This is a genomic window from Halomonas sp. 72 (genome assembly GCF_052379785.1).
In the GTDB taxonomy this organism is placed as follows: domain Bacteria; phylum Pseudomonadota; class Gammaproteobacteria; order Pseudomonadales; family Halomonadaceae; genus Vreelandella; species Vreelandella citrativorans.
The window spans coordinates 32,374-52,419 of record NZ_JBQSYY010000021.1 but is presented as its reverse complement, the minus strand read 5'-3'; the positions used below and the strand labels follow the sequence as shown (position 1 = coordinate 52,419).

Here is a 20,046-nt window from a genome sequence, read left to right as displayed (position 1 = left end):
TTTTTAGCTCCCTTTTCATGAGTTTGCTTGCTATGAATAGCCAATATCGTCAACCACTGCCAGGCACCAGCCTTGATTACTTTAATGCGCGCCAAGCCGTTGAGGATATTCAGCCAGGAGCCTACGCCACGCTCCCTTACACATCACGCGTGCTGGCAGAGCAATTGGTACGCCGCTGTGATCCTGAGCTTCTCACCGATGCCCTTAAGCAGCTCATTGAACGCCGACGCGACCTGGACTTCCCTTGGTATCCTGCGCGGGTGGTATGCCACGATATTCTAGGCCAGACGGCGCTGGTTGATTTGGCCGGGCTGCGCGATGCCATCGCTGAGAAGGGCGGTGACCCGGCCAAGGTCAATCCCGTTGTCCCCACCCAACTGATTGTTGACCACTCGTTGGCGGTAGAGCATCCGGGTTTTGAAGAGGGGGCTTTTGAAAAAAATCGCGCCATTGAAGACCGGCGCAACGATGACCGCTTCCACTTTATCAACTGGACCAAAACGGCTTTTGAAAACGTTGATGTTATCCCGCCTGGCAACGGCATCATGCACCAGATCAATCTGGAGAAAATGTCGCCGGTAGTGCAGAACCGGGACGGCATTGCTTATCCTGATACCTGCGTGGGCACCGATAGCCATACCCCCATGGTGGACGCGCTCGGGGTTATTTCAGTCGGCGTGGGTGGCCTGGAAGCTGAGAGCGTCATGCTTGGTCGCGCTTCCATGATGCGCTTGCCCGATATCGTCGGGGTAGAGCTGACCGGTAAGCTGCAGCCAGGAATCACGGGCACCGATATGGTGCTGGCGATCACCGAGTTTCTGCGTAAAGAGCGCGTGGTCGGTGCCTATCTGGAATTTTATGGCGAGGGCGCCGATGCGCTGACGGTCGGCGATCGCGCCACGATTTCAAACATGACGCCCGAGTACGGTGCGACGGCGGCGATGTTCTATATCGATAGCCAAACCATCGATTATTTGAAGCTCACCGGTCGTGAAGATGAACAGGTGGCGCTGGTAGAAACCTATGCCAAGCACACCGGCCTTTGGGCGGACAGCCTGACACAGGTTGAGTACGAGCGGGTGCTGAGCTTTGATCTTTCATCGGTTTCGCGGACGTTGGCAGGGCCTTCCAACCCGCATGCGCACCTGCCCACTTCCGAGCTTGTTCAGCGCGGTATTGCGGTAGGGCTTGATGCAGCACGCGAAGAAGAGAAAGCGGGCAAAATGCCTGATGGCGCCGTTATTATCGCCGCTATCACCAGCTGCACCAATACGTCCAACCCGCGTAATATGGTGGCGGCTGGGTTAATTGCGCGCAACGCCAACCGGCTCGGCTTGTTGCGTAAACCCTGGGTAAAGTCATCTCTGGCGCCTGGTTCAAAAACGGTCAAGATGTACCTGGAAGAAGCCGACTTGATGAATGAGCTGGAGGATCTGGGTTTTGGCGTGGTGGCTTATGCGTGCACCACCTGTAACGGCATGTCGGGTGCGCTTGACCCTGTTATTCAGCAGGAAATTATCGACCGGGACCTTTACGCCACGGCAGTGCTTTCCGGTAACCGCAACTTTGATGGGCGGATTCACCCCTACGCCCAGCAGGCCTTTTTGGCCTCGCCGCCATTAGTGGTTGCTTACGCCATTGCAGGCACTATTCGCTTTGATATTGAAAAAGACGTGCTGGGGATCGACCAGGCGGGGACTCCCGTTACCTTGAAGGATATCTGGCCAGCGGATGAAGAGATCGACGCTATTGTGAAATCCTCTGTGAAGCCCGAGCAGTTCCGCCAGACCTATATCCCCATGTTTGATATTGATAAAAGCGCACGTGCCCAGGTTAACCCGCTATACGACTGGCGCCCCCAGAGTACCTACATTCGTCGCCCACCTTACTGGGAGGGCAATATGGCGAAAGAGCGTACCTTGAAAGGCATGCGCCCGCTGGCCATCTTGCCGGACAATATCACCACCGATCACCTATCGCCTTCCAACGCCATTCAGCTTAACAGCGCGGCGGGTGAGTACCTGGCGAAAATGGGCCTGCCGGAGGAGGACTTCAACTCCTATGCGACTCATCGCGGTGATCACCTCACCGCCCAGCGCGCTACCTTTGCCAATCCCAAGCTGTTTAACGAAATGGTCCGCGATGAAGAAGGCAATGTCGTTCAGGGATCGCTGGCGCGGGTCGAACCTGAAGGGGAAGTGACCCGCATGTGGGAAGCTATCGAAACCTACATGGCGCGTAAGCAGCCGCTGATCATTATTGCTGGCGCCGATTATGGCCAAGGCTCATCAAGAGACTGGGCTGCCAAAGGCGTGGCGCTTGCTGGTGTGGAAGCCATTGCTGCTGAAGGGTTTGAGCGTATTCATCGCACAAACCTGATTGGTATGGGCGTAATGCCGCTAGAGTTTGAGCCGGGAACCACGCGCACGACATTAGGCCTGGATGGCACCGAAACCTTTGATGTTGAAGGGGCTGTATCGCCAGGCGCGATGCTTACGCTGGTGATCCATCGTCAAAACGGGGGCAGCGAGCGCGTAGCGGTCAAATGCCGCCTGGATACCGCCGAGGAAGTATCAATTTACGCCGCCGGTGGTGTGCTGCAGCGCTTTGCCCAGGACTTCCTCGAGTCAACGGCTGCTTAAGTGCCGGGTTATTTTTCGGAGTGAACAAGATGACTGATGTCGCCAACGCCCGCCATGTGCCGCAAATAAAAATCCCCGCCACCTATATGCGTGGCGGCACCAGCAAAGGCGTGTTTTTTAAATTAAGCGATTTACCCCAGGCTGCTCAGGTGCCGGGAGAGGCGCGTGACAAGCTGCTGCTGCGTGTGATTGGAAGCCCCGACCCGTACGAAAAACAGATTGACGGTATGGGCGGCGCGACCTCAAGCACCAGTAAAACGGTCATTCTTTCCAAAAGCCATTCGCCTGATCACGATGTGGACTATGTGTTTGGCCAGGTATCCATCGATAAGCCCTACGTGGATTGGAGCGGCAACTGCGGCAATCTTTCGGCGGCGGTAGGCCCGTTTGCCATAGCGAATGGGCTGGTTGATCCGGCACGTCTGCCTGAAAACGGTGTGGTCGAGGTGAGAATCTGGCAGGTCAATATCCAGAAAACCATCGTATCGCAGGTGCCCATCGTGAATGGGGAGGTTCAGGAGACCGGCGATTTCGAGTTGGATGGCGTGACCTTTCCCGCCGCCGAGATTCCCGTGGCTTTTATGGACCCGGCTGACGGCGAGGGGGCGATTTTTCCCACCGGCAACCTGGTGGATGACCTGAATGTGCCGGGTGTGGGTATTCTGAAAGCTACCCTTATCAATGCAGGTATCCCCACGGTGTTTATTAATGCCGCTGATATTGGTTACCGCGGTACCGAGCTGCAAAACGCCATCAATGGCGACGGTAAAGCATTAAGCATGTTTGAGACTATCCGCGCCCATGGCGCTGTACGTATGGGGTTGATAGGGGATGTCAGTGAGGCAGCGAGCCGCCAACATACGCCCAAGGTAGCGTTTGTTGGGCCGCCAGCTGATTATGTTTCCTCGAGCGGTCAGACCGTTAACGCTGGTGATATCGATCTGGTGGTGCGGGCGCTTTCCATGGGTAAATTGCATCACGCCATGATGGGCACTGCCGCCGTGGCAATTGCTGCTGCCGCTGCGATAGACGGTACGCTGGTTAATTTGGCGGCCGGGGGCGGAAAGCGTCAGTCCGTTACGTTTGGCCACCCGTCGGGCAGTTTGCGCGTTGGCGCAGAGGCCAATCTGGTTGACGGGCACTGGCAGATTGATCAGGCCATTATGAGCCGCAGCGCGCGCGTGCTAATGGAAGGTGCGGTACGCGTACCGGGCGACAGCTTTTAACTCACTGCATTGATCGGGAGGCGACCCCATGAATGTCACAGCGGAGATAAACGAGCGGCCAGAATACGATGATGAGCTACAGCTAATCGCTGATTATGTGCTGAGCTTTGATACTCCCTCGTCGGCGGCACTGTCTACGGCTCGTTACTGCTTAATGGATACGTTGGGCTGTGGGCTTCTGGCGCTGCGTTTTCCAGAGTGCACCAAGCATCTTGGCCCGCTGGTAGAAGGCACCCAGGTGCCATTTGGGGCGCGTGTGCCGGGCACTTCGCTACGCCTTGACCCGGTAAAAGCGGCCTGGGATATCGGCGCAACTGTCCGCTGGCTGGATTATAACGATACCTGGCTTGCCGCCGAGTGGGGGCATCCTTCTGACAACCTGGGTGGTATTTTGGCGGTTGCTGATCATCTGTCGCAAAAGCGGGTTGCCCAAGGGGATGCGCCTCTGACGATGCGTGATGTGTTGAACGCCATGGTCATGGCGCATGAAATTCAGGGAGTGCTGGCCCTGGAAAACAGCTTCAACCGGGTGGGGCTGGATCATGTGCTGTTGGTGAAAGTGGCTTCGACGGCGGTGGTTGCCAAGCTAATGGGTGCTACGCGCGAGCAGTTGCTGGCTGCGCTTTCCCATGCGTGGGTAGACGGCCAGAGCTTGCGCACCTACCGACATGCGCCCAATGCCGGGTCGCGCAAAAGCTGGGCGGCTGGCGATGCCACTTCCCGAGGCGTTCGTCTGGCGGATATGGCATTACGCGGTGAGATGGGCATTCCCAGCGCGCTTAGCGCACCGCAATGGGGGTTTTACGATGTGTCCTTTAGCCATAGTAATAAAGACCTGAGCCTTAAACCTGAAGCAGAGCGGCGCCTGCGTTTTCAGCGTGAGTTTGGGTGCTATGTTATGGAAAACATTTTATTCAAAATTGCTTTCCCGGCGGAGTTCCATGCCCAAACCGCCTGCGAAGCGGCCGTACTTCTGCACGCTCAGGTAAAAGAGCGCTTGGCTGATATTGAGCGCATTGTGATTACCACACATGATTCAGCGATTCGGATAATTTCCAAAACCGGAGCGTTGGCTAACCCCGCTGACCGCGATCACTGCCTGCAATACATGACGGCCGTGCCGCTTATCTTTGGCTCGCTTACCGCCGAGCACTATGAAGACAGCTTTCATGCGGCTCATCCGCTAATTGATGTACTGCGCGACAAAATGGTGGTCGAGGAGAATAGTGATTATTCAGCGGATTACCACGACCCGCAGAAGCGCTCTATAGCGAATGCGGTACAGGTCTTTTTCCGTGATGGTAGTGCAACAGACAAAGTTGCAGTGGAGTATCCGATAGGCCATCAGCGACGTCGAGAAGAGGGAATGCCGCTATTGGTCGATAAGTTTGAGCGCCATCTCGCCACCCGTTTCCCTGCATTTCGCTGCGAAAAGATTAGCCAGCTCTGCGGCAATCAAGCGACGCTTGAAGCAATGCCGGTGGATCAATTCATGTCACTTTGGATGATTTAAAAGTTTGCCTAGTCACGAGGTCACGGGCAGTAATGCGAAAGAGAGAGGAGTCGTTAGGTGAGCTTTTCAATGTTGGGTATGTGATAAACACTTGCCCGGCAAACAGCTGCTGTGCTGCCGCCGGGCAGTAGTAATCCTGCTATGTTGCAGGGCTTACTGCAGGGCTTAGTCTTCGAGTACGATTTGGTCGCGCATGCGATCTACGGTTGCTGCGCCGATGCCGCTGACGCGCGTTAAATCATCAATACTTGCAAATTCTCCCTTGGTATCACGCTCTTCGATAATGGCGGTAGCGCGGCTTGGTCCAATGCCGGGAAGCTCGCTCAACAGCTCGGCGTTGGCGGTATTAACATTGATAGGCGCGACGGCTTGAGCCAGTGCGCTACTGGATAATCCCAGACTTAAACTAAGTAACAGGGCGGCAAACAAGCTTTTTAATGTCATGTTCATTACGCGTATTGTTCCTTCTTGTCGATAAAGAAAAGTAGCATAACCAGGCACTGTGCTAACGGGTGCCTTAACTAACTTAACGCGTTCGCTATCCTATTGTTGTCAGTGATGTAGGACACTGTTTGTAGGATTTTCGCTTGTACTGGTTAGCAAATAGCTTACAAGCGGGTCGTGTTGGACTGATATAATGCTTAAAAATGCGTATGGAGTAGTGTTGTGTCTGAATCCCCGTTGATTATCGCGCTTGATTACCCGTCACTTGACGCCGCCTTGTGCATGGCGGACCAGCTAGACCCCACCCGGTGTCGTTTAAAAGTAGGTAAAGAGCTTTATACCCGCAGCGGCCCGGCTATCCTTGAAGCGCTGCATGGGCGCGGGTTCGACGTGTTCCTTGACCTCAAGTTTCATGATATTCCCAATACGGTGGCGGGGGCTGTTCAGGCCGCAGCAGAGCAAGGCGTCTGGATGGTGAATGTGCACGCCAGCGGTGGCCGCAAGATGATGGAGGCAGCCGCCGAGCGTTTGGTTAGTCAAGGTTTAGACACGCACCTTATCGCTGTTACCGTATTAACCAGCCTCCAGGAAAGCGACCTGTGCGAAGTGGGTTTAAACGTTTCACCCGCCGAACAGGTGGAGCGCTTGGCGCTGTTGACCCAACAAAGCGGCCTGCACGGCGTTGTATGCTCAGCCCAAGAGGCGGCACATTTAAAGGTTGTGTGTGGTGAGTCGTTTTTAAAAGTAACGCCCGGTATTCGGCCGAGTTTTGCCGCCGTTAACGATCAGCAGCGTATTATGACGCCGAGCGAAGCGATGCAGGCAGGGAGTACACATTTGGTGATAGGGCGGCCTGTTACTCAGGCGTCTGACCCCATGGCGGCGCTGGCGGCTATCGAAGCAGAGCTTCAGTAGCACGATATGTGTGCGGGTTTGTTTACTCGCCCTCTACACCGGTAATCGGCTTGGTAGTGCCCCAGCGGCGGCAGCTGGGGCACTGCCAGGCAAGGGCATCACTCGTAAAACCACAGCGTCTGCATTGATGGCGTGGACGATCTTTTAAAAGCGCATCCGTGTGGTATTTCAGCAGTGATAAGCGAGTGTCCGGCGCCGTTCTTCCACTTAGCTTCTGGCTTTCGACATACAGATCCAGCAGATAGTCCAACCCGCCAAGGCTCGGCGCATCACGTAGCCAGTTTCCGGTTAACTCAATGGCGGTATCCACGCCATCCCGCTGGTGAATAAGCTCGCCGAGCATCACGATAACGCTGGTGTAAGGTGCCTGGCCCAGTAGACGGTATAAGTGTTTCTCCAGACCTGCTATATCGTCGTTACGCGCATAGGCCCGCTGAAGGGTTGGCAGCATGGTTGGGATATGCGCGGCATCCTGCTCAGGAATATGGTCAAGGCGTTCTATCGCGCGGCCATAGTGGCCGTTATCCATCTCAAGATCCGCCAACAGTAGTGTGGCGCGAATGCAACGTTCATCCAGCAGTAAGGCTTTTTTTAGATGCTTTTTCGCGAGCGCACGGCTGGACTGTTGGATCTCTTCTATGGCCAGCTCGCATAGCCAGTGTGACGCTGGGCGTCGCATACCTGGGTGCTGCTTTAGCAGGGGTTGGATTACCTCTAAAGCGGTTTGCCACTCCTTTTCGCGCTCCAGAAGATCCACCAGTAGCTGCTTGGCCGCATAGCGGCGATCATCGTCGGTGGATTGCTCAAGCAGCGAGTGCAGCAGTCTCTGGGCACGGTCATGAACACCTAGCGCTATAAAATCGCGCGCAAGCTCAAGCTGGATGCGTTCGTTGGTGCCATGCGATAGGGCCGGGCGTGCAAGCAGGTTTTGGTGAATACTGACGGCTTTGTCTGCCTCGCCACGCGTGCGAAAGAGCTTACCCAGCGCGATATGGGTATCTACCGTATCGCTATTAACATCAAGTGCACTGATAAACGTGTTAATGGCTTCATCGGGTTGCTCATTCAGCAGGTAATTTAACCCAACGAAATATTCGCGCGACAGTTGAGAAGGCGGCGCTGTTGGCGCTCGCCGGTGGCGCTGGGCAGCGTATCGAATGCCTAGCCCGAAGCCTATGGCAATCGCTACCAATAGTAGCCCTAGCAGCATGACATCATGCATTTACGCTAGTTCCTTAAACTCCTGGGTGCGTAAACGATCAAGCTCTTTGCGCTGCTGTTTGTTATGGCGCTCGCTGCGTGCAAGACGTGCTTTCAACCGTACGTATACCCCCATCATTGCGAGCATGCCGAGTATGACGCCAAACGTTAATGTCGCCAGCAGCCATACCGAGAGTGTGATGGGGGGGAGTTCAACCCAGATCAGATTCAAGGCAATGGTTTGCTGATTGTTGACGGCAAACAAGATGCCTACCAGTAGAACAACCAGCAAAATAATGGCGAGAATCAGCCCTTTAATCCAACGCATGAGAGTTTCCTAGTCAGTGACGTTCGCAGTATGACCCTATTGTGTATGAGTCTTGGCGCGACGTCATCCCACAGTCACAGATTATCAAAGTATGGCGGCTTCGGGCTCTGTGTTAGTAACCCAGCGCACGGCTGGCATCTACCTGTTCGCGCAGCTCTTTGCCGGGCTTAAAGTGCGGTACATATTTACCGTCCAGCTCGACCGGGTCGCCCGTTTTGGGGTTGCGGCCAGTACGCGGCTCACGGAAGTGCAGTGAGAAACTGCCAAAGCCACGTATTTCTACACGACCGCCGCTGGAAAGAGCGTCCGTCATATCATCCAGTATAATACGTACCGCCGTCTCGACTTCTTTGGCGGATAGCTCCGGTTGACGCATCGCGATTTGTTCGATTAGTTCAGATTTTGTCATCGGTTGGCTCCCTGTAAACGGTGAAGGCTGCCGTTAATAATAGCGGCTGACCTTGATAACCTCGAATTCAGCATACTGTGCAAATTGATATTAAACAATTCAGATAAAACAAGGTACTAGACTGAATAACAGCATAGGCGAAGCTTGGCGCTGGCGCGACCCTTTAGCTTAGGTATACTGACGCTTCATTTTTACCAATGAAAGAGGCTGACCTTGAACGACGATACATCCCCAGCAGCCGTGCTACGTAAGCGACTCTACTGGCATTCGCGTCGCGGTATGTGGGAGCTTGATCTGTTGCTGATCCCGTTTTTAGAAAAACGCTTTGACACACTTAGCGAAGAGGAGCAGTTGACTTATCAGCGCCTAATTGAAGAAGAAGACCAGGACTTGTTTGTTTGGCTCATGCACCGTGAATGGCCTGAAGACCCAGCGTTAAAGCATATGGTGAAAATGATCGTTGAGCATGCAGAAAACACCGATAATTCTGCCTATCGTACCCTCTAAAACGGCAGGCCTGCTTCACTCGGGTTTGGCGATGGGGCTCTGTTCGTTGAGCTACTGGGTATTGGGGCTTTGGGTAGGCAGCGGCATTACCTTTGTCATCAGTCTTTTGCTGTGGCGTACTCTCCATAGGCAAGTCCATGGCGTACTTTATCTAAGCAAGCGTGATACGGCTATTTATGGCCGTTGGCGAAAGCCCTATGGAGAGCTGAGCGATGAAGTGGTGGTTCGCTGTGATTACCTGGGGCCTTGGTTGGTGGGCTTGTGGGTGGGGCCACAGCGGCTCTGGCTGTGGCCCGATAGTTTCTCTCGTCATCATCACCGTTTGTTGCGCCGCTTATACCACCGTGCCGGGCATTAAATCCGCTAGCGTTAAACAAGAAATCGCAGGGGCGGGAAGGTGAGACGGCCAATCCATAGAGTAATGTAACCCGCGTGATTCATGCCGTTTCAATGCGGCGATAACGGTTAGCTGAGCCAGCCTGATTGCTTGACGTAACTGCATGTACTCAGGTTGAAACTGGCCGGCTCCTAAGCGTTCCAAACGCTTATCCAATAACGCCAACTGCTCATGGGCGGCAGCCAATCCTGAGTTGCTGCGTACAATCGACACCTGTTGGCTCATCGTGGTTCGTAGCTCGTGGCGCCATTGAGTCAGTAGGTCCTGCTCTTCAACGCTTAATAACCGGGCGGACGGTGGTAGGGGCGTAATGGGCGGCGCGTGCCATTCGTTGAGATGTTGTTCTCGAAGTGCGCTTGCACAGCTACGCGCATACACCAGGCACTCCAATAGTGAGTTGCTGGCCATGCGGTTGGCACCATGTAGGCCGGTACAGGCAGCTTCACCGACTGCATAAAGCCCCGGTATGCCTGTCGCGCCCTGATGATCGGTGGCAATGCCCCCGCAGCTATAGTGGGCGGCGGGGACGACGGGGATGGGGTGCTGGGTAATATCAATCCCGCGCGAGGCGCAGTGTGCCAAAATGGTTGGGAAGTGGTGGTGAATAGCTTTTTCACCAAGGTGGCGGATATCCAGCCATACGTGCCCTTGGGTGCCTTGCTGAATTTGAGCATCGATGGCTCGCGCAACAACGTCCCTGGGAGCAAGTTCTGCGCGAGGATCAATGGCTGGCATAAACCGCTCACCGGCTTCATTGAGCAAGTAACCACCTTCGCCACGTACCGCTTCGCTAATTAAAAACGCGGGGCCGTCAGGATCATACAGGCTGGTCGGGTGAAACTGCTGGAACTCCAGGTTCATTAATCGCGCGCCAAGCTCCGCAGCCATCATCATGCCTTCGCCGCTACCGGGGGTAGGGGTTGTGGTGTGGCGATAAAGGCCGCTAGCGCCCCCGGTGGCTAGCGTGGTGTAAGTCGCGGTGAGTGTTTGCCGTTGTCGCTCTGTATCGATGCCATAGGCACCTGTGCAGTGCCCGTGGCAGTTTTGGAGTAACCCTAAAATAGTGATATCGCGGCGCAGGGTAATATTGGCATGCGCGGCGACTTTGTCTTGCAGGGTATCTACAACGGCGCGTCCCGTGGCGTCGTCAGCATGAATAATACGCCGGGCGTTATGGCCGCCTTCACGGGTCAGGTGATACGGATAGCAAGCGTCAGGGGCGGGGTCCGGGGTAAAGTGTACCCCTCGATCAATTAACCATTGGATGGCCGCCGGGCCGTGTGTAACGGTAAAACGTACAGCCTGCTCATCACATAACCCGTCACCGGCTACAAGTGTGTCACGAATATGCGCTTCCAGGTTGTCTTCGGGGGAGAGCACCGCTGCAATGCCACCCTGGGCCCATCGGCTGGCGCCTTTATCATTGTGGGCTGGATTTACCAGTGTCACCGACAGGTGGTCGGCAATGTCCAGGGCGAGGGTTAACCCGGCAACGCCGCCGCCAATAATTAATACATCCGTTGTTGGCGTGCTCATGCGGCCCGCTCCTTGTTTTTGCTATCTGGCGCTATGGCGCATAAAAGGTAAGCGCATAGCGTAGTTATTAGTCGTTGACGATGTATAGACGCAAAAAAATCCGCGTCGATCAAAATGATCTCGCAGATAATAAAGTCATAAGGGGAGATAAAAGCAATGGTGCCCGGAGCCGGACTTGAACCGGCACGGAGTTACCTCCGAGAGATTTTAAGTCTCTTGCGTCTACCAATTTCGCCATCCGGGCAGTGCAATTGGTGTATCGTTGCACTTAACACAAAAGTGGAGGCTGGAGTCGGAATCGAACCGGCGTACACGGAGTTGCAGTCCGCTGCATAACCACTCTGCCATCCAGCCTAAAGAGTCGATGGAGCGGGAAAAGAGATTCGACCGGGCTGGCGTTCCAGCTCTCGACCTAACCTGCTTGCCGCACAATCCAAGTTGGAGCGGGAAAAGAGATTCGAACTCTCGACCCTCGCCTTGGCAAGGCGATGCTCTACCACTGAGCTATTCCCGCTCGACTCGAGGGCGAATTATACGCATCGTTGAGCGGTTGTCAATCATCAATGATGCAAACATCCCCTTCGAGGAATCAACTGCTTACATGGAGCGGCTAAGGTGCGGCCAGGCAGCCTTTAAATATTGGATCATGGACCAAAGCGTTAAGGCCGCAGCGACGTACAGCACTACCACACCCAGTAGGGCGATCTCATGTGTGGGAGGCAGCGCCAAAAGGATCAGCAGGGCCACCATCTGGAGCGTGGTTTTAAGCTTGCCTATCCAGGAAACCGCGACCAGGCCCCGCTTGCCCATTTCTGCCATCCATTCGCGTAGGGCCGATATCACAATTTCACGGCCAATAATGACAAGCGCAGGCAAGGTCAGAATGAGTGTATCGTAGCGCTCAATCAGCAGCGCGAGTGCCACAACGACCATTAGTTTGTCGGCCACTGGGTCTAAGAAAGCGCCAAAGGGTGTTGACTGATTCCAGCGGCGGGCCAAATAGCCATCTAGCCAATCGGTCATCGAGGCTAGCGCAAAAAGGCCAGCCGCCAGCGGCATGCTCCAGTTAAAAGGCAAGTAGAACAGCACAACGAGCAAGGGAATAAAGGCAACTCTTGCCAGTGTAAGTACGTTGGGTATATTCATCGCGACTGGCGATCCTTACCGGAGAGTCATTAAATTCGAAATGTAGTAAAGGCTATTCTATCCGCCTTAGCGACTAGCATCTATGCCCAATGGTGGTTTATCCATTCAGGGCCAAATAAATACTCTCTGCAAGTGCGGCACTAATGCCTGGGACTCTTGCCAGCTCGGCGCGGCTCGCTTTCTGCACACCTTGCAATCCGCCAAAAAAACGTAACAACTCACGGCGCCGTTTAGGGCCAATGCCGGGAATGTCTTGCAGCGTAGAAGTGCGCCTGGCCTTGTCGCGCTGGGCTCGGTGGCCTGCAATTGCAAAACGGTGCGATTCATCCCGAATATGCTGAATCAAGTGCAGGGCAGGGGAAGCGGGGTCCAAGGGAAGTGGGTTATCCGATGTTTCCAAAAAGAGTGTCTCAAGCCCGGCTTTGCGTGTGGTGCCTTTGGCAACGCCTAGCAAAATGATCGTGGTAATGCCGAGTTGGTTGAGCACCTCGCGGGCCATATTAAGCTGACCTTTGCCGCCATCGACAATCAAAATATCCGGAGCGATGGCTTCGCCGCTTTCTACGCGTTTCAGCCTCCGCGTCAGCGCTTGCTGCATGGCGGCGTAATCATCGCCCGCCGCCACGCCTTCTATGCGGAAATGGCGATAGTCGCTCTTGCGCGGTCCTTGATGGTCAAAGACCACGCAGGAGGCCACGGTGGCTTCACCCTGGCTATGGCTGATATCGAAACACTCAAGCCGTTCGGGCATGGATTCAAGGCCCAGCGCTTTCTGAAGCGCTGCAAAGCGTTGGGTGAGCTGCGTATGGTTCGCCAATTGAGACGCTAACTGCTGCTCAGCATTGGTCATCGCCAACTGCTGCCACTGGGCGCGATGCCCGCGTACCTGGCTTGTCACACGAATACGCTTGCCCGCTTGCTGTGTGAGCGCCTCGGCAATCAGGTCGCTGTCATCCAGCACATGACTGGTAATGACTTCACTGGGCACGTTATGCGGTTGGCCAAAATAGTACTGGCTTACCACCTCGGTCAGTAGGGCTTCTGGGGAAAGGTCCAGACCGTTTTTGGGCGCATGGTGGCGGGCGCCGAGCATGCGTCCATCGCGAACGCTTAACACCGAAACGCCTAGCGCGCCTGGCCGTTGGGCGAGCGCGAAAATATCGGCATCGCCGTTCTGGTTATCGACAAACTGGCGCTGCTGTAGCTGGCGTAATTGCTGTATCTGGTCACGGAAGCGGGCAGCCTCCTCAAAATCCAGGTCTTGGCTGGCGGCTTCCATCGCCTCGGTCAGCGCTTGGGTTACGTGCTCACTTTTGCCTTCCAGACACATAACGGCGTGTTCAACGTCGCGGCGGTAATCCTCTTCTGCAATGTAGTCTACGCAAGGAGCGCTGCAGCGCTGGATTTGATGCTGTAGGCACGGACGAGAACGATGGGCAAAAACACTGTCTTCGCAGTTGCGAATGCGGAAGATTTTCTGCATGAGTGACAGGCTTTCGCGTACCGCGCCGCTGCTGGGGTAGGGGCCCAAGTAGCGGCCGTCATCACGCCGTTGACGTGCGCGTTTATATTCAAGTCTGGGATAGTTGTGGCGGTCGGTGACGAAGATAAACGGGTAGGACTTATCATCCCGTAATAAAATATTGTAGGGCGGGCGAAGCTCCTTGATCAGGGTTTGCTCAAGTAGCAGTGCCTCGGTTTCGCTGCGGGTTACGGTGATTTGAATATCCGCAATCCGTGCCACCATCGCCTGCGTTTTAGTGTTCAACTGGCCACGAAAATAGCTGGCAAGACGGGCTTTTAAGCGTTTCGCTTTGCCTACATAGAGCGTATCGCTGTGTTCATCAAGCATACGGTAAACGCCGGGGGAGGTGCTTACCGAGCTTAAAAACTGTTTTGCATTAAATGTCATTGCACCGTATCGAACGCCGAGGAGTGGCTAAGGATGTTAGGTTTATCCCTGACTGGCGTCAAAGCCATCCACTAGCCCATGACGTAGTGCCAGGTGTGTCAGTTCGACATCGGTGGCCACCTGAAGTTTATCAAATAGCCGATAGCGGTATGTATTCACGGTTTTGGGACTCAAATGCAAACGGTCAGAAATATCCTGAACGCGCTGACAGTTGACGATCATTAATGCAATTTGTAGCTCGCGATGGGAGAGATGGCTAAACGGGTTGTCTTCGTTAGTAAAGTGAGACAAGGCCAAGCGCTGGGCTATCTCTTGGCTGACGTAGCGACGACCATGAAATACCTGGCGGATCGCATCGGTCATTTCTGTTGCGCCGGCGCCCTTGCTTAAAAACCCGGATGCGCCAGCCTCCAACATGCGGCGTAGTACACTGTCTTCCATGTGCGCCGTTAAGATCAGTACCTTGATATCTTCCATCGTACGATGGATGCGGCGCGTTGCTTCCAGCCCGCCTATCCCCGGCATGCGTATGTCCATCAGGACAATGTCCGGTTTTAAATGACGGCACTGGGTGACTGCGCTTTCGCCATCGTCGACCTCACCGACAATTTTGATATCGCTCTCTTCATTTAGCAGATGAGCAATACTGGTTCTTACCAGATGATGATCATCGGCGATTAGAACGTTGATCAAGGGGGCTGGCTCCTGCGTGGAAACATAGTGGGCTCAGAAGGTAGCCTCTGACGCTGACCCATAGAGTGCCACAGCTGACTATAAAGTAGAATTAGCAAACGCGTATTTGAATGGTTTCTTGACCTTGGTCCGGTTTCATAATAGCATGCGCCTCGCTTAGTCCGTAAGGGCGATGGCATTGGGGCCTTAGCTCAGCTGGGAGAGCGCAACACTGGCAGTGTTGAGGTCAGCGGTTCGATCCCGCTAGGCTCCACCAGAATTAATCGAAAAAGCCTCGCTATTCATAGCGAGGCTTTTTCGTATGTGTGTATCAATGGCTCTTGGGTGATGGTTGCCTAAAACTCGCCATCTGATGCAAAACATCAATATCAATAGCCACCAAACAGGGTTCTTTGGTGGCTATTGATGCGGGTTTATTCGCTAATCTGGCCAAGCAGTAAAAACTCGATTAACGCCTTTTGCGCGTGTAAGCGGTTTCCAGCTTCTTGCCATACCACGGCGCGGGGGTCATCAAGCAGCGTATGGCTGATCTCTTCGCCACGGTGTGCAGGTAGGCAGTGCAAGAACAGTACATCGCTTTGCGCCTGATCCAGCATGGTTTCTGTGACCTGGAAACCGGCAAAATCCGCTTCACGCTTGGCCTGCTCTTCCTCTTGACCCATGGACGCCCAAACATCGGTGGTCACCAGGTCTACGCCCTGAACGGCTGCCTGCGGGTCGTGCATTAGTGTGACGTGATCCCCAGCGGCCTCCATGATGTCGGCGCGTGGTTCGTAGCCTTTCGGGCAGCAAATGCGCAGATGGAAGTCAAACTGGCGCGCCGCGTTAATCCACGAGTGACACATGTTGTTACCGTCGCCAATCCAGACGGCGGTGCGGCCCTTAACGCTTCCGCGTAGCTCGGTCCAGGTCATCACGTCGGCCAGTAGCTGGCAGGGGTGATAGTCATCGCTTAACGCGTTAATGACGGGAACGCTGCTGGCGCTGGCGTAGGTTTCAAGGCCTGCATGAGAGAAGGTGCGGATCATAACGGCATCGACCATCTCAGAAAGCACGCGAGCGGTGTCTTCGATTGGCTCGCCGCGCCCTAACTGAGTGTCGCGCGGAGATAAGAACAGCGCGTGCCCGCCAAATTGCGCCATGCCGGTTTCAAACGATACACGTGTACGTGTCGACGATTTTTCAAAGATCATCGCCAGCGTTCGGTTCGCCAGCGGCGCATACTCCGGCCCGTTGGCTTTAAGATCTGTTTTGATTTTAATGGCACGCTGAATCAAATAACTCAGTTCATCAGGCGTCAAATCCAGCAGGGTAAGGAAATGGCGTGTCGCCATGATTGCTTCTCTCCGCGTAAAAACACCATCCTAGCGAGGCGGCGGGGGATGCGCAACGCGAACGGCACGCGTAGAATGGCCTCCAAAGATGAAGGCCGAGCACCGTACTCAGGTATTAAGGCAGGCGTCAGGCGCCTGGGTGATCTACGGTTTATTTCGTGCGTATACTGACCTTCGTTGCGCTAGTTCTTTACTTAAGGAGTACTTTTATGAGCACAACAGCCGAAAATATTCAGCGTCAAATTAGCGAAAATCCCATTTTGCTTTACATGAAAGGCTCGCCTCAGCTGCCGCAGTGTGGCTTCTCAGCCCAGACGGTCCAGGCCTTGATGAACTGCGGTGAGCGCTTTGCGTTCGTTAATATTTTGGATAACCCGGATATCCGTGCTGAGCTGCCTAAAATCGCCAATTGGCCTACTTTCCCGCAGCTGTGGGTTGAAGGTGAGCTGGTCGGTGGCTGCGATATCGTCGTGGAAATGCATCAAAACGGCGAGCTCGAAAAGCTGGTTAAAGAAGCTGCCCAGCGGGCAGGTGCGGAAGATGGTGCAGATAACGCCTAACGATAACGCCCGAGTTCCCCGCTCGGGCGGTTGGCGGGCTGCGGCGTAGCCGCTAGAATGGCGTTTTATCACGCATTGTGGCACCTGCTGTTATTGAAAGATGCATCATCAGGACAGCCCGCCGAAGGAAGTATTGCTCAATGAGCTATCAGGTTCTGGCCCGCAAGTGGCGACCACGTACATTCCACGAACTCGTGGGTCAGGCCCATGTTCAGCGCGCCTTGGTCAATGCGCTTGACCAGGGGCGTCTTCACCACGCCTATTTATTTACCGGCACCCGCGGTGTCGGTAAAACCACGCTTGCCCGCATATTGGCCAAATGCTTGAACTGCACAGCTAACGGGCGCGGCGATGAGGGCATTACCTCAACACCGTGTGGTCAGTGCGATAGCTGCGTAGCCATTGATGAAGGGCGTTTTGTCGACTTGATCGAAGTCGATGCGGCGTCGCGCACCAAGGTAGAAGATACCCGCGAATTACTGGATAACGTGCAGTATGCGCCCACCCAGGGGCGTTACAAGGTGTACCTGATTGATGAGGTGCACATGCTTTCAACCAGCAGTTTTAACGCGCTATTGAAAACGCTGGAAGAGCCGCCCCCTCACGTTAAGTTTCTGCTTGCCACTACTGATCCGCAAAAGCTGCCTGCAACGGTGCTGTCGCGCTGCCTTCAGTTCACGCTTAAACACATGCCGCCTGAGCGAGTTGTTGAGCATCTCACCTATGTACTGGGTGAAGAGGGCGTGGCCTTCGATGAAAGCGCGCTATGGCTATTAGGCAAAGCAGCTGAAGGCTCAATGCGTGACGCCATGAGTCTGACCGACCAGGCGATTGCCTTTGGGCAGGGCGCCGTCCGCCATGTCGATGTAGCGGCGATGCTGGGAACCCTGGATCACCGGCATATTTTAGCGCTGGTAAGCGCGCTGGCGGATGTAGATGTGCAGCAACTGCTGGCTGAAGTAGCACAATTGGCAGAACAGGGCCCTGATTTTGCTGCCGTGCTAGACGAGCTGTCGGCTATTTTGCACCGTCTTGCCGTTGCCCAAATGGTGCCGGACGCCGTGGATAACAGTCATGGTGATCGAGAGGCTATTTTACAGCTCGCCAGCCGCTTTACCGCTGAAGATATTCAGCTCTACTACCAAATAGGGCTTCAAGGCCGAGGCGATATGGCACACGCGCCTGACTTGCGCAGTGCGCTGGAAATGACGCTACTGCGCATGCTGGCATTCCGGCCGCAGGGCGTGCCCAAGCCGCCCCGCACGCCGCTGCCGCTGCGTGCTGAGCCAACAGGGTCGGAGGGCAGTCAAAGCGTGGGGCAGAGCGCAGCGCCAGCCAGTACGGCGACTCAGTCACCTGCTTCAGCCTCGGCCAGCAATTATGTTCAATCAGAGCCCGAAGCGTCTGCCGCGTCTGCGGTTAGCTCTCTATCCGATGCTCCCGTACCTGGGACTGGGGATCAGCCAAAGGCAGACACAGACTATATAGACACGCCGCAAGCAGAGCTCGAAAAAAAACATGTCCAGCAGCCAGCGTCTGATGCACGTGTTGAAGGGGAAGCGCTTGGCGATAGTCCCGAAATACGGATGGGTTCAACAGGGTATAAAGCAGACGATAACGAGGCAGCTGCCGCGGATAGCCCAATGCCGCCGCCATGGTCGCTTGATGAGGTGGAGCAAGCCGAAGCACATGAAAGCGGCCAAACGGAAGCGCCTTCGCCAAGTGCTCGCAAAGCCCCCGCTTCAGAGGCTGTGTTGGCTTCAGCGCCGGTATCAACCTCTGAGTCAGAAGCCGTGCCAGCCCCTGAGCAGACAGCGCCCATCGCTGACATCGGCAATGAAGTGCTGGACCATGCAAAATGGCTGCTATGCTTTGATTCTTTAGGCTTGGGCGGCTTAACGCGCAGTTTGGCGGCGAACTGTCTGCTGGAGAGCGACGATGGCAATACGTTGACGCTGCGCCTGGATCCAAGTCAGGCGGCCATGCAGGCAGAGATTCATAAAACGCGCATCGAGCGCGCATTAAGTGAACAAGGGGTGCCGCGCCGGGTCGAATTCGTGGTGGCCGAGCTGTCGACACAGAGTGAGACACCGCGTCAGCGCGAAGAGCGGTTGAATCAAGAGCAGCATGCGCAGGCTGTTGATCTCTTGAACCACGATCCCAATATACAGAAGTTACAGCAGGCGTTTGGTGCGACGCTGATAGAATCAACCGTCAAGCCCGCGGCCGCCAAGCGTTAGCACTGCACCGGATACTCGTTTTTTAACAACCCCGTCTTTAATTAGCCAGGAGAGCACACCATGTTGAAAGGTGGAATGGGCAACTTGATGAAGCAAGCCCAAGAGATGCAGGAAAAAATGCAGCGCATTCAGGAAGAAGCCGCTCAGTCAGAAGTATACGGTGAAGCCGGCGCAGGCATGGTTAAAGTCACCATGAACGGACGCCATGACGTGAGTCAGGTCAGCATCGATCCAAGCGTAATGGAAGAAGATAAAGAGCTGCTTGAAGATCTTTTAGCCGCCGCGGTGAATGATGCTGTACGTAAAGTTGAAACAAACTCTAAAGCTCGGATGGAAGAAGCAACGGCTGGATTGAACCTGCCGCCTGGTTTCAAGATGCCGTTCTAAGTAATGCGATTTTCTCCTCTTATTGAACAACTGATGGATGCGTTTCGTGTGTTGCCAGGGGTTGGGCCGAAGACGGCCCAGCGTATGGCAATGCATTTGCTTGAGCGTGAGCGGGCAGGCGGTCAGCGTCTTGCTTCGGTCATTCAAAAAGCGATTGACGAGGTCGGCTATTGTCAGCGCTGTCGCACGCTGACCGAAGCTGATATTTGCGCGATATGCGAAACGCCTCGCCGCGACGATGCCTTATTGTGTGTGGTTGAGTCACCCGCTGATCAGCTGGCGATTGAGGAAGCGGGTGGCTTTCAGGGCCGCTATTTTGTGCTTCATGGGCACTTGTCGCCTCTGGATGGTATCGGTCCTGACGCGATTGGGCTTGAGCAGTTGGAAGCGCGTGTAGCAGAAGGCCATATCGAAGAAATTGTACTGGCGACCAACCCAACCGTCGAAGGTGAAGCAACCGCGCACTATATCGCCGCTCAATTGGCCCACTACGGCGTGAAGTTTTCACGTTTAGCTTATGGTGTGCCTATGGGTGGTGAACTTGAGTATGTCGATGGCGGTACCTTAAGCCGTGCGTTTAATGGCCGACAGCCCTTTACCAGCGATTAACCCATCAACATTGCAAGCGCAATCGCGGTTGTAGCAACCTGGAAGTAT

General features: G+C 54.8%; 19 protein-coding genes and 4 tRNA genes. 11 read left to right on the top strand and 12 right to left on the bottom strand.

Annotated features, from left to right (window positions below):
- Positions 1-32 precede the first annotated feature (32 nt).
- Genes acnD through prpD form a run of 3 tightly spaced genes read left to right on the top strand, consistent with a single transcriptional unit; the run spans position 33 to position 5,381 of the window.
- On the top strand, positions 33-2,642 hold the full coding sequence (acnD, locus tag ACT3T6_RS15540; protein WP_193054883.1) for a Fe/S-dependent 2-methylisocitrate dehydratase AcnD: 2,610 nt from the start codon (positions 33-35) through the stop codon (positions 2,640-2,642).
- Between the two features lie 29 nt (positions 2,643-2,671).
- Positions 2,672-3,868, top strand: a complete 1,197-nt coding sequence (prpF, locus tag ACT3T6_RS15535) for a 2-methylaconitate cis-trans isomerase PrpF (RefSeq protein ID WP_193054884.1) — start codon at positions 2,672-2,674, stop codon at positions 3,866-3,868.
- A 28-nt stretch (positions 3,869-3,896) separates the two neighbouring features.
- Positions 3,897-5,381, top strand: a complete 1,485-nt coding sequence (prpD, locus tag ACT3T6_RS15530) for a 2-methylcitrate dehydratase (RefSeq protein ID WP_193054885.1) — start codon at positions 3,897-3,899, stop codon at positions 5,379-5,381.
- Positions 5,382-5,546: 165 nt separating this feature from the next.
- Here prpD and ACT3T6_RS15525 read toward each other — a convergent pair whose 3' ends face one another.
- Positions 5,547-5,831, bottom strand: coding sequence for a ComEA family DNA-binding protein (locus ACT3T6_RS15525; protein WP_172117079.1), 285 nt, complete (start codon positions 5,829-5,831; stop codon positions 5,547-5,549).
- Between the two features lie 216 nt (positions 5,832-6,047).
- Here ACT3T6_RS15525 and pyrF point away from each other — a divergent pair, with 216 nt between their 5' ends.
- Positions 6,048-6,740, top strand: a complete 693-nt coding sequence (gene pyrF / locus ACT3T6_RS15520; protein WP_193054886.1) for an orotidine-5'-phosphate decarboxylase — start codon at positions 6,048-6,050, stop codon at positions 6,738-6,740.
- Positions 6,741-6,762: 22 nt separating this feature from the next.
- Here the strand turns inward: pyrF and lapB are convergent, their stop codons facing one another.
- The 3 genes from lapB to ACT3T6_RS15505 all read right to left on the bottom strand — a co-directional run bounded on the left by lapB (position 6,763) and on the right by ACT3T6_RS15505 (position 8,677).
- Complete coding sequence (gene lapB / locus ACT3T6_RS15515) at positions 6,763-7,962, bottom strand: lipopolysaccharide assembly protein LapB (protein WP_193054887.1); 1,200 nt, start codon at positions 7,960-7,962, stop codon at positions 6,763-6,765.
- Positions 7,963-8,268 (bottom strand): lipopolysaccharide assembly protein LapA domain-containing protein, encoded by a 306-nt coding sequence (locus ACT3T6_RS15510; RefSeq protein ID WP_087106669.1) that lies wholly within the window; start codon positions 8,266-8,268, stop codon positions 7,963-7,965.
- A 112-nt stretch (positions 8,269-8,380) separates the two neighbouring features.
- A complete protein-coding gene (locus tag ACT3T6_RS15505; RefSeq protein ID WP_172117076.1) occupies positions 8,381-8,677 on the bottom strand; it encodes an integration host factor subunit beta in 297 nt (98 codons plus the stop codon).
- A 213-nt stretch (positions 8,678-8,890) separates the two neighbouring features.
- Between ACT3T6_RS15505 and ACT3T6_RS15500 the strand changes: the two genes are divergently transcribed.
- Positions 8,891-9,184, top strand: coding sequence for an FAD assembly factor SdhE (locus tag ACT3T6_RS15500; protein ID WP_087106665.1), 294 nt, complete (start codon positions 8,891-8,893; stop codon positions 9,182-9,184).
- Positions 9,144-9,542, top strand: coding sequence for a hypothetical protein (locus tag ACT3T6_RS15495; protein WP_226912177.1), 399 nt, complete (start codon positions 9,144-9,146; stop codon positions 9,540-9,542). Before ACT3T6_RS15500 ends, ACT3T6_RS15495 begins: the two co-directional genes overlap by 41 nt.
- Here ACT3T6_RS15495 and nadB read toward each other — a convergent pair.
- From nadB to uvrY, 7 genes are all read right to left on the bottom strand, one after another.
- Positions 9,519-11,117, bottom strand: coding sequence for an L-aspartate oxidase (gene nadB, locus ACT3T6_RS15490; RefSeq protein ID WP_193054888.1), 1,599 nt, complete (start codon positions 11,115-11,117; stop codon positions 9,519-9,521). The genes ACT3T6_RS15495 and nadB overlap by 24 nt on opposite strands.
- Before the next feature lie 157 nt (positions 11,118-11,274).
- Positions 11,275-11,361, bottom strand: a tRNA-Leu gene (locus ACT3T6_RS15485).
- 36 nt (positions 11,362-11,397) lie between these two features.
- Positions 11,398-11,471: transfer RNA gene (locus ACT3T6_RS15480), tRNA-Cys, on the bottom strand.
- Positions 11,472-11,556: 85 nt separating this feature from the next.
- Positions 11,557-11,631, bottom strand: a tRNA-Gly gene (locus ACT3T6_RS15475).
- An 83-nt stretch (positions 11,632-11,714) separates the two neighbouring features.
- The gene (pgsA, locus tag ACT3T6_RS15470) at positions 11,715-12,263 is read right to left on the bottom strand and encodes a CDP-diacylglycerol--glycerol-3-phosphate 3-phosphatidyltransferase (protein WP_087106661.1); all 549 of its coding nucleotides are present in this window, start codon (positions 12,261-12,263) and stop codon (positions 11,715-11,717) included.
- A 97-nt stretch (positions 12,264-12,360) separates the two neighbouring features.
- Positions 12,361-14,175 carry an excinuclease ABC subunit UvrC gene (gene uvrC / locus ACT3T6_RS15465; RefSeq protein WP_193054889.1) on the bottom strand — a complete coding sequence of 605 codons (1,815 nt, stop codon included), beginning with the start codon at positions 14,173-14,175 and terminating at the stop codon, positions 12,361-12,363.
- A gap of 42 nt (positions 14,176-14,217) precedes the next feature.
- Entirely contained in the window at positions 14,218-14,868 is a 651-nt protein-coding gene (gene uvrY, locus ACT3T6_RS15460; RefSeq protein WP_087106657.1) for a UvrY/SirA/GacA family response regulator transcription factor, read from the bottom strand.
- 180 nt (positions 14,869-15,048) lie between these two features.
- Here uvrY and ACT3T6_RS15455 point away from each other — a divergent pair.
- Positions 15,049-15,124: transfer RNA gene (locus ACT3T6_RS15455), tRNA-Ala, on the top strand.
- 157 nt (positions 15,125-15,281) lie between these two features.
- On the opposite strand, the gene argF is transcribed toward ACT3T6_RS15455, so the two are convergent.
- The gene (gene argF, locus ACT3T6_RS15450) at positions 15,282-16,202 is read right to left on the bottom strand and encodes an ornithine carbamoyltransferase (protein ID WP_172117072.1); all 921 of its coding nucleotides are present in this window, start codon (positions 16,200-16,202) and stop codon (positions 15,282-15,284) included.
- Between the two features lie 209 nt (positions 16,203-16,411).
- Between argF and grxD the strand changes: the two genes are divergently transcribed.
- From grxD to recR, 4 genes are all read left to right on the top strand, one after another.
- Complete coding sequence (gene grxD / locus ACT3T6_RS15445; RefSeq protein WP_172117071.1) at positions 16,412-16,762, top strand: Grx4 family monothiol glutaredoxin; 351 nt, start codon at positions 16,412-16,414, stop codon at positions 16,760-16,762.
- Positions 16,763-16,902: 140 nt separating this feature from the next.
- On the top strand, positions 16,903-19,002 hold the full coding sequence (gene dnaX, locus ACT3T6_RS15440) for a DNA polymerase III subunit gamma/tau (RefSeq protein ID WP_193054890.1): 2,100 nt from the start codon (positions 16,903-16,905) through the stop codon (positions 19,000-19,002).
- Between the two features lie 60 nt (positions 19,003-19,062).
- Positions 19,063-19,389 carry a YbaB/EbfC family nucleoid-associated protein gene (locus tag ACT3T6_RS15435; protein WP_172117069.1) on the top strand — a complete coding sequence of 109 codons (327 nt, stop codon included), beginning with the start codon at positions 19,063-19,065 and terminating at the stop codon, positions 19,387-19,389.
- Positions 19,390-19,392: 3 nt separating this feature from the next.
- Positions 19,393-19,998 carry a recombination mediator RecR gene (recR, locus tag ACT3T6_RS15430; protein WP_193054891.1) on the top strand — a complete coding sequence of 202 codons (606 nt, stop codon included), beginning with the start codon at positions 19,393-19,395 and terminating at the stop codon, positions 19,996-19,998.
- The last annotated feature ends 48 nt before the right edge of the window (positions 19,999-20,046 follow it).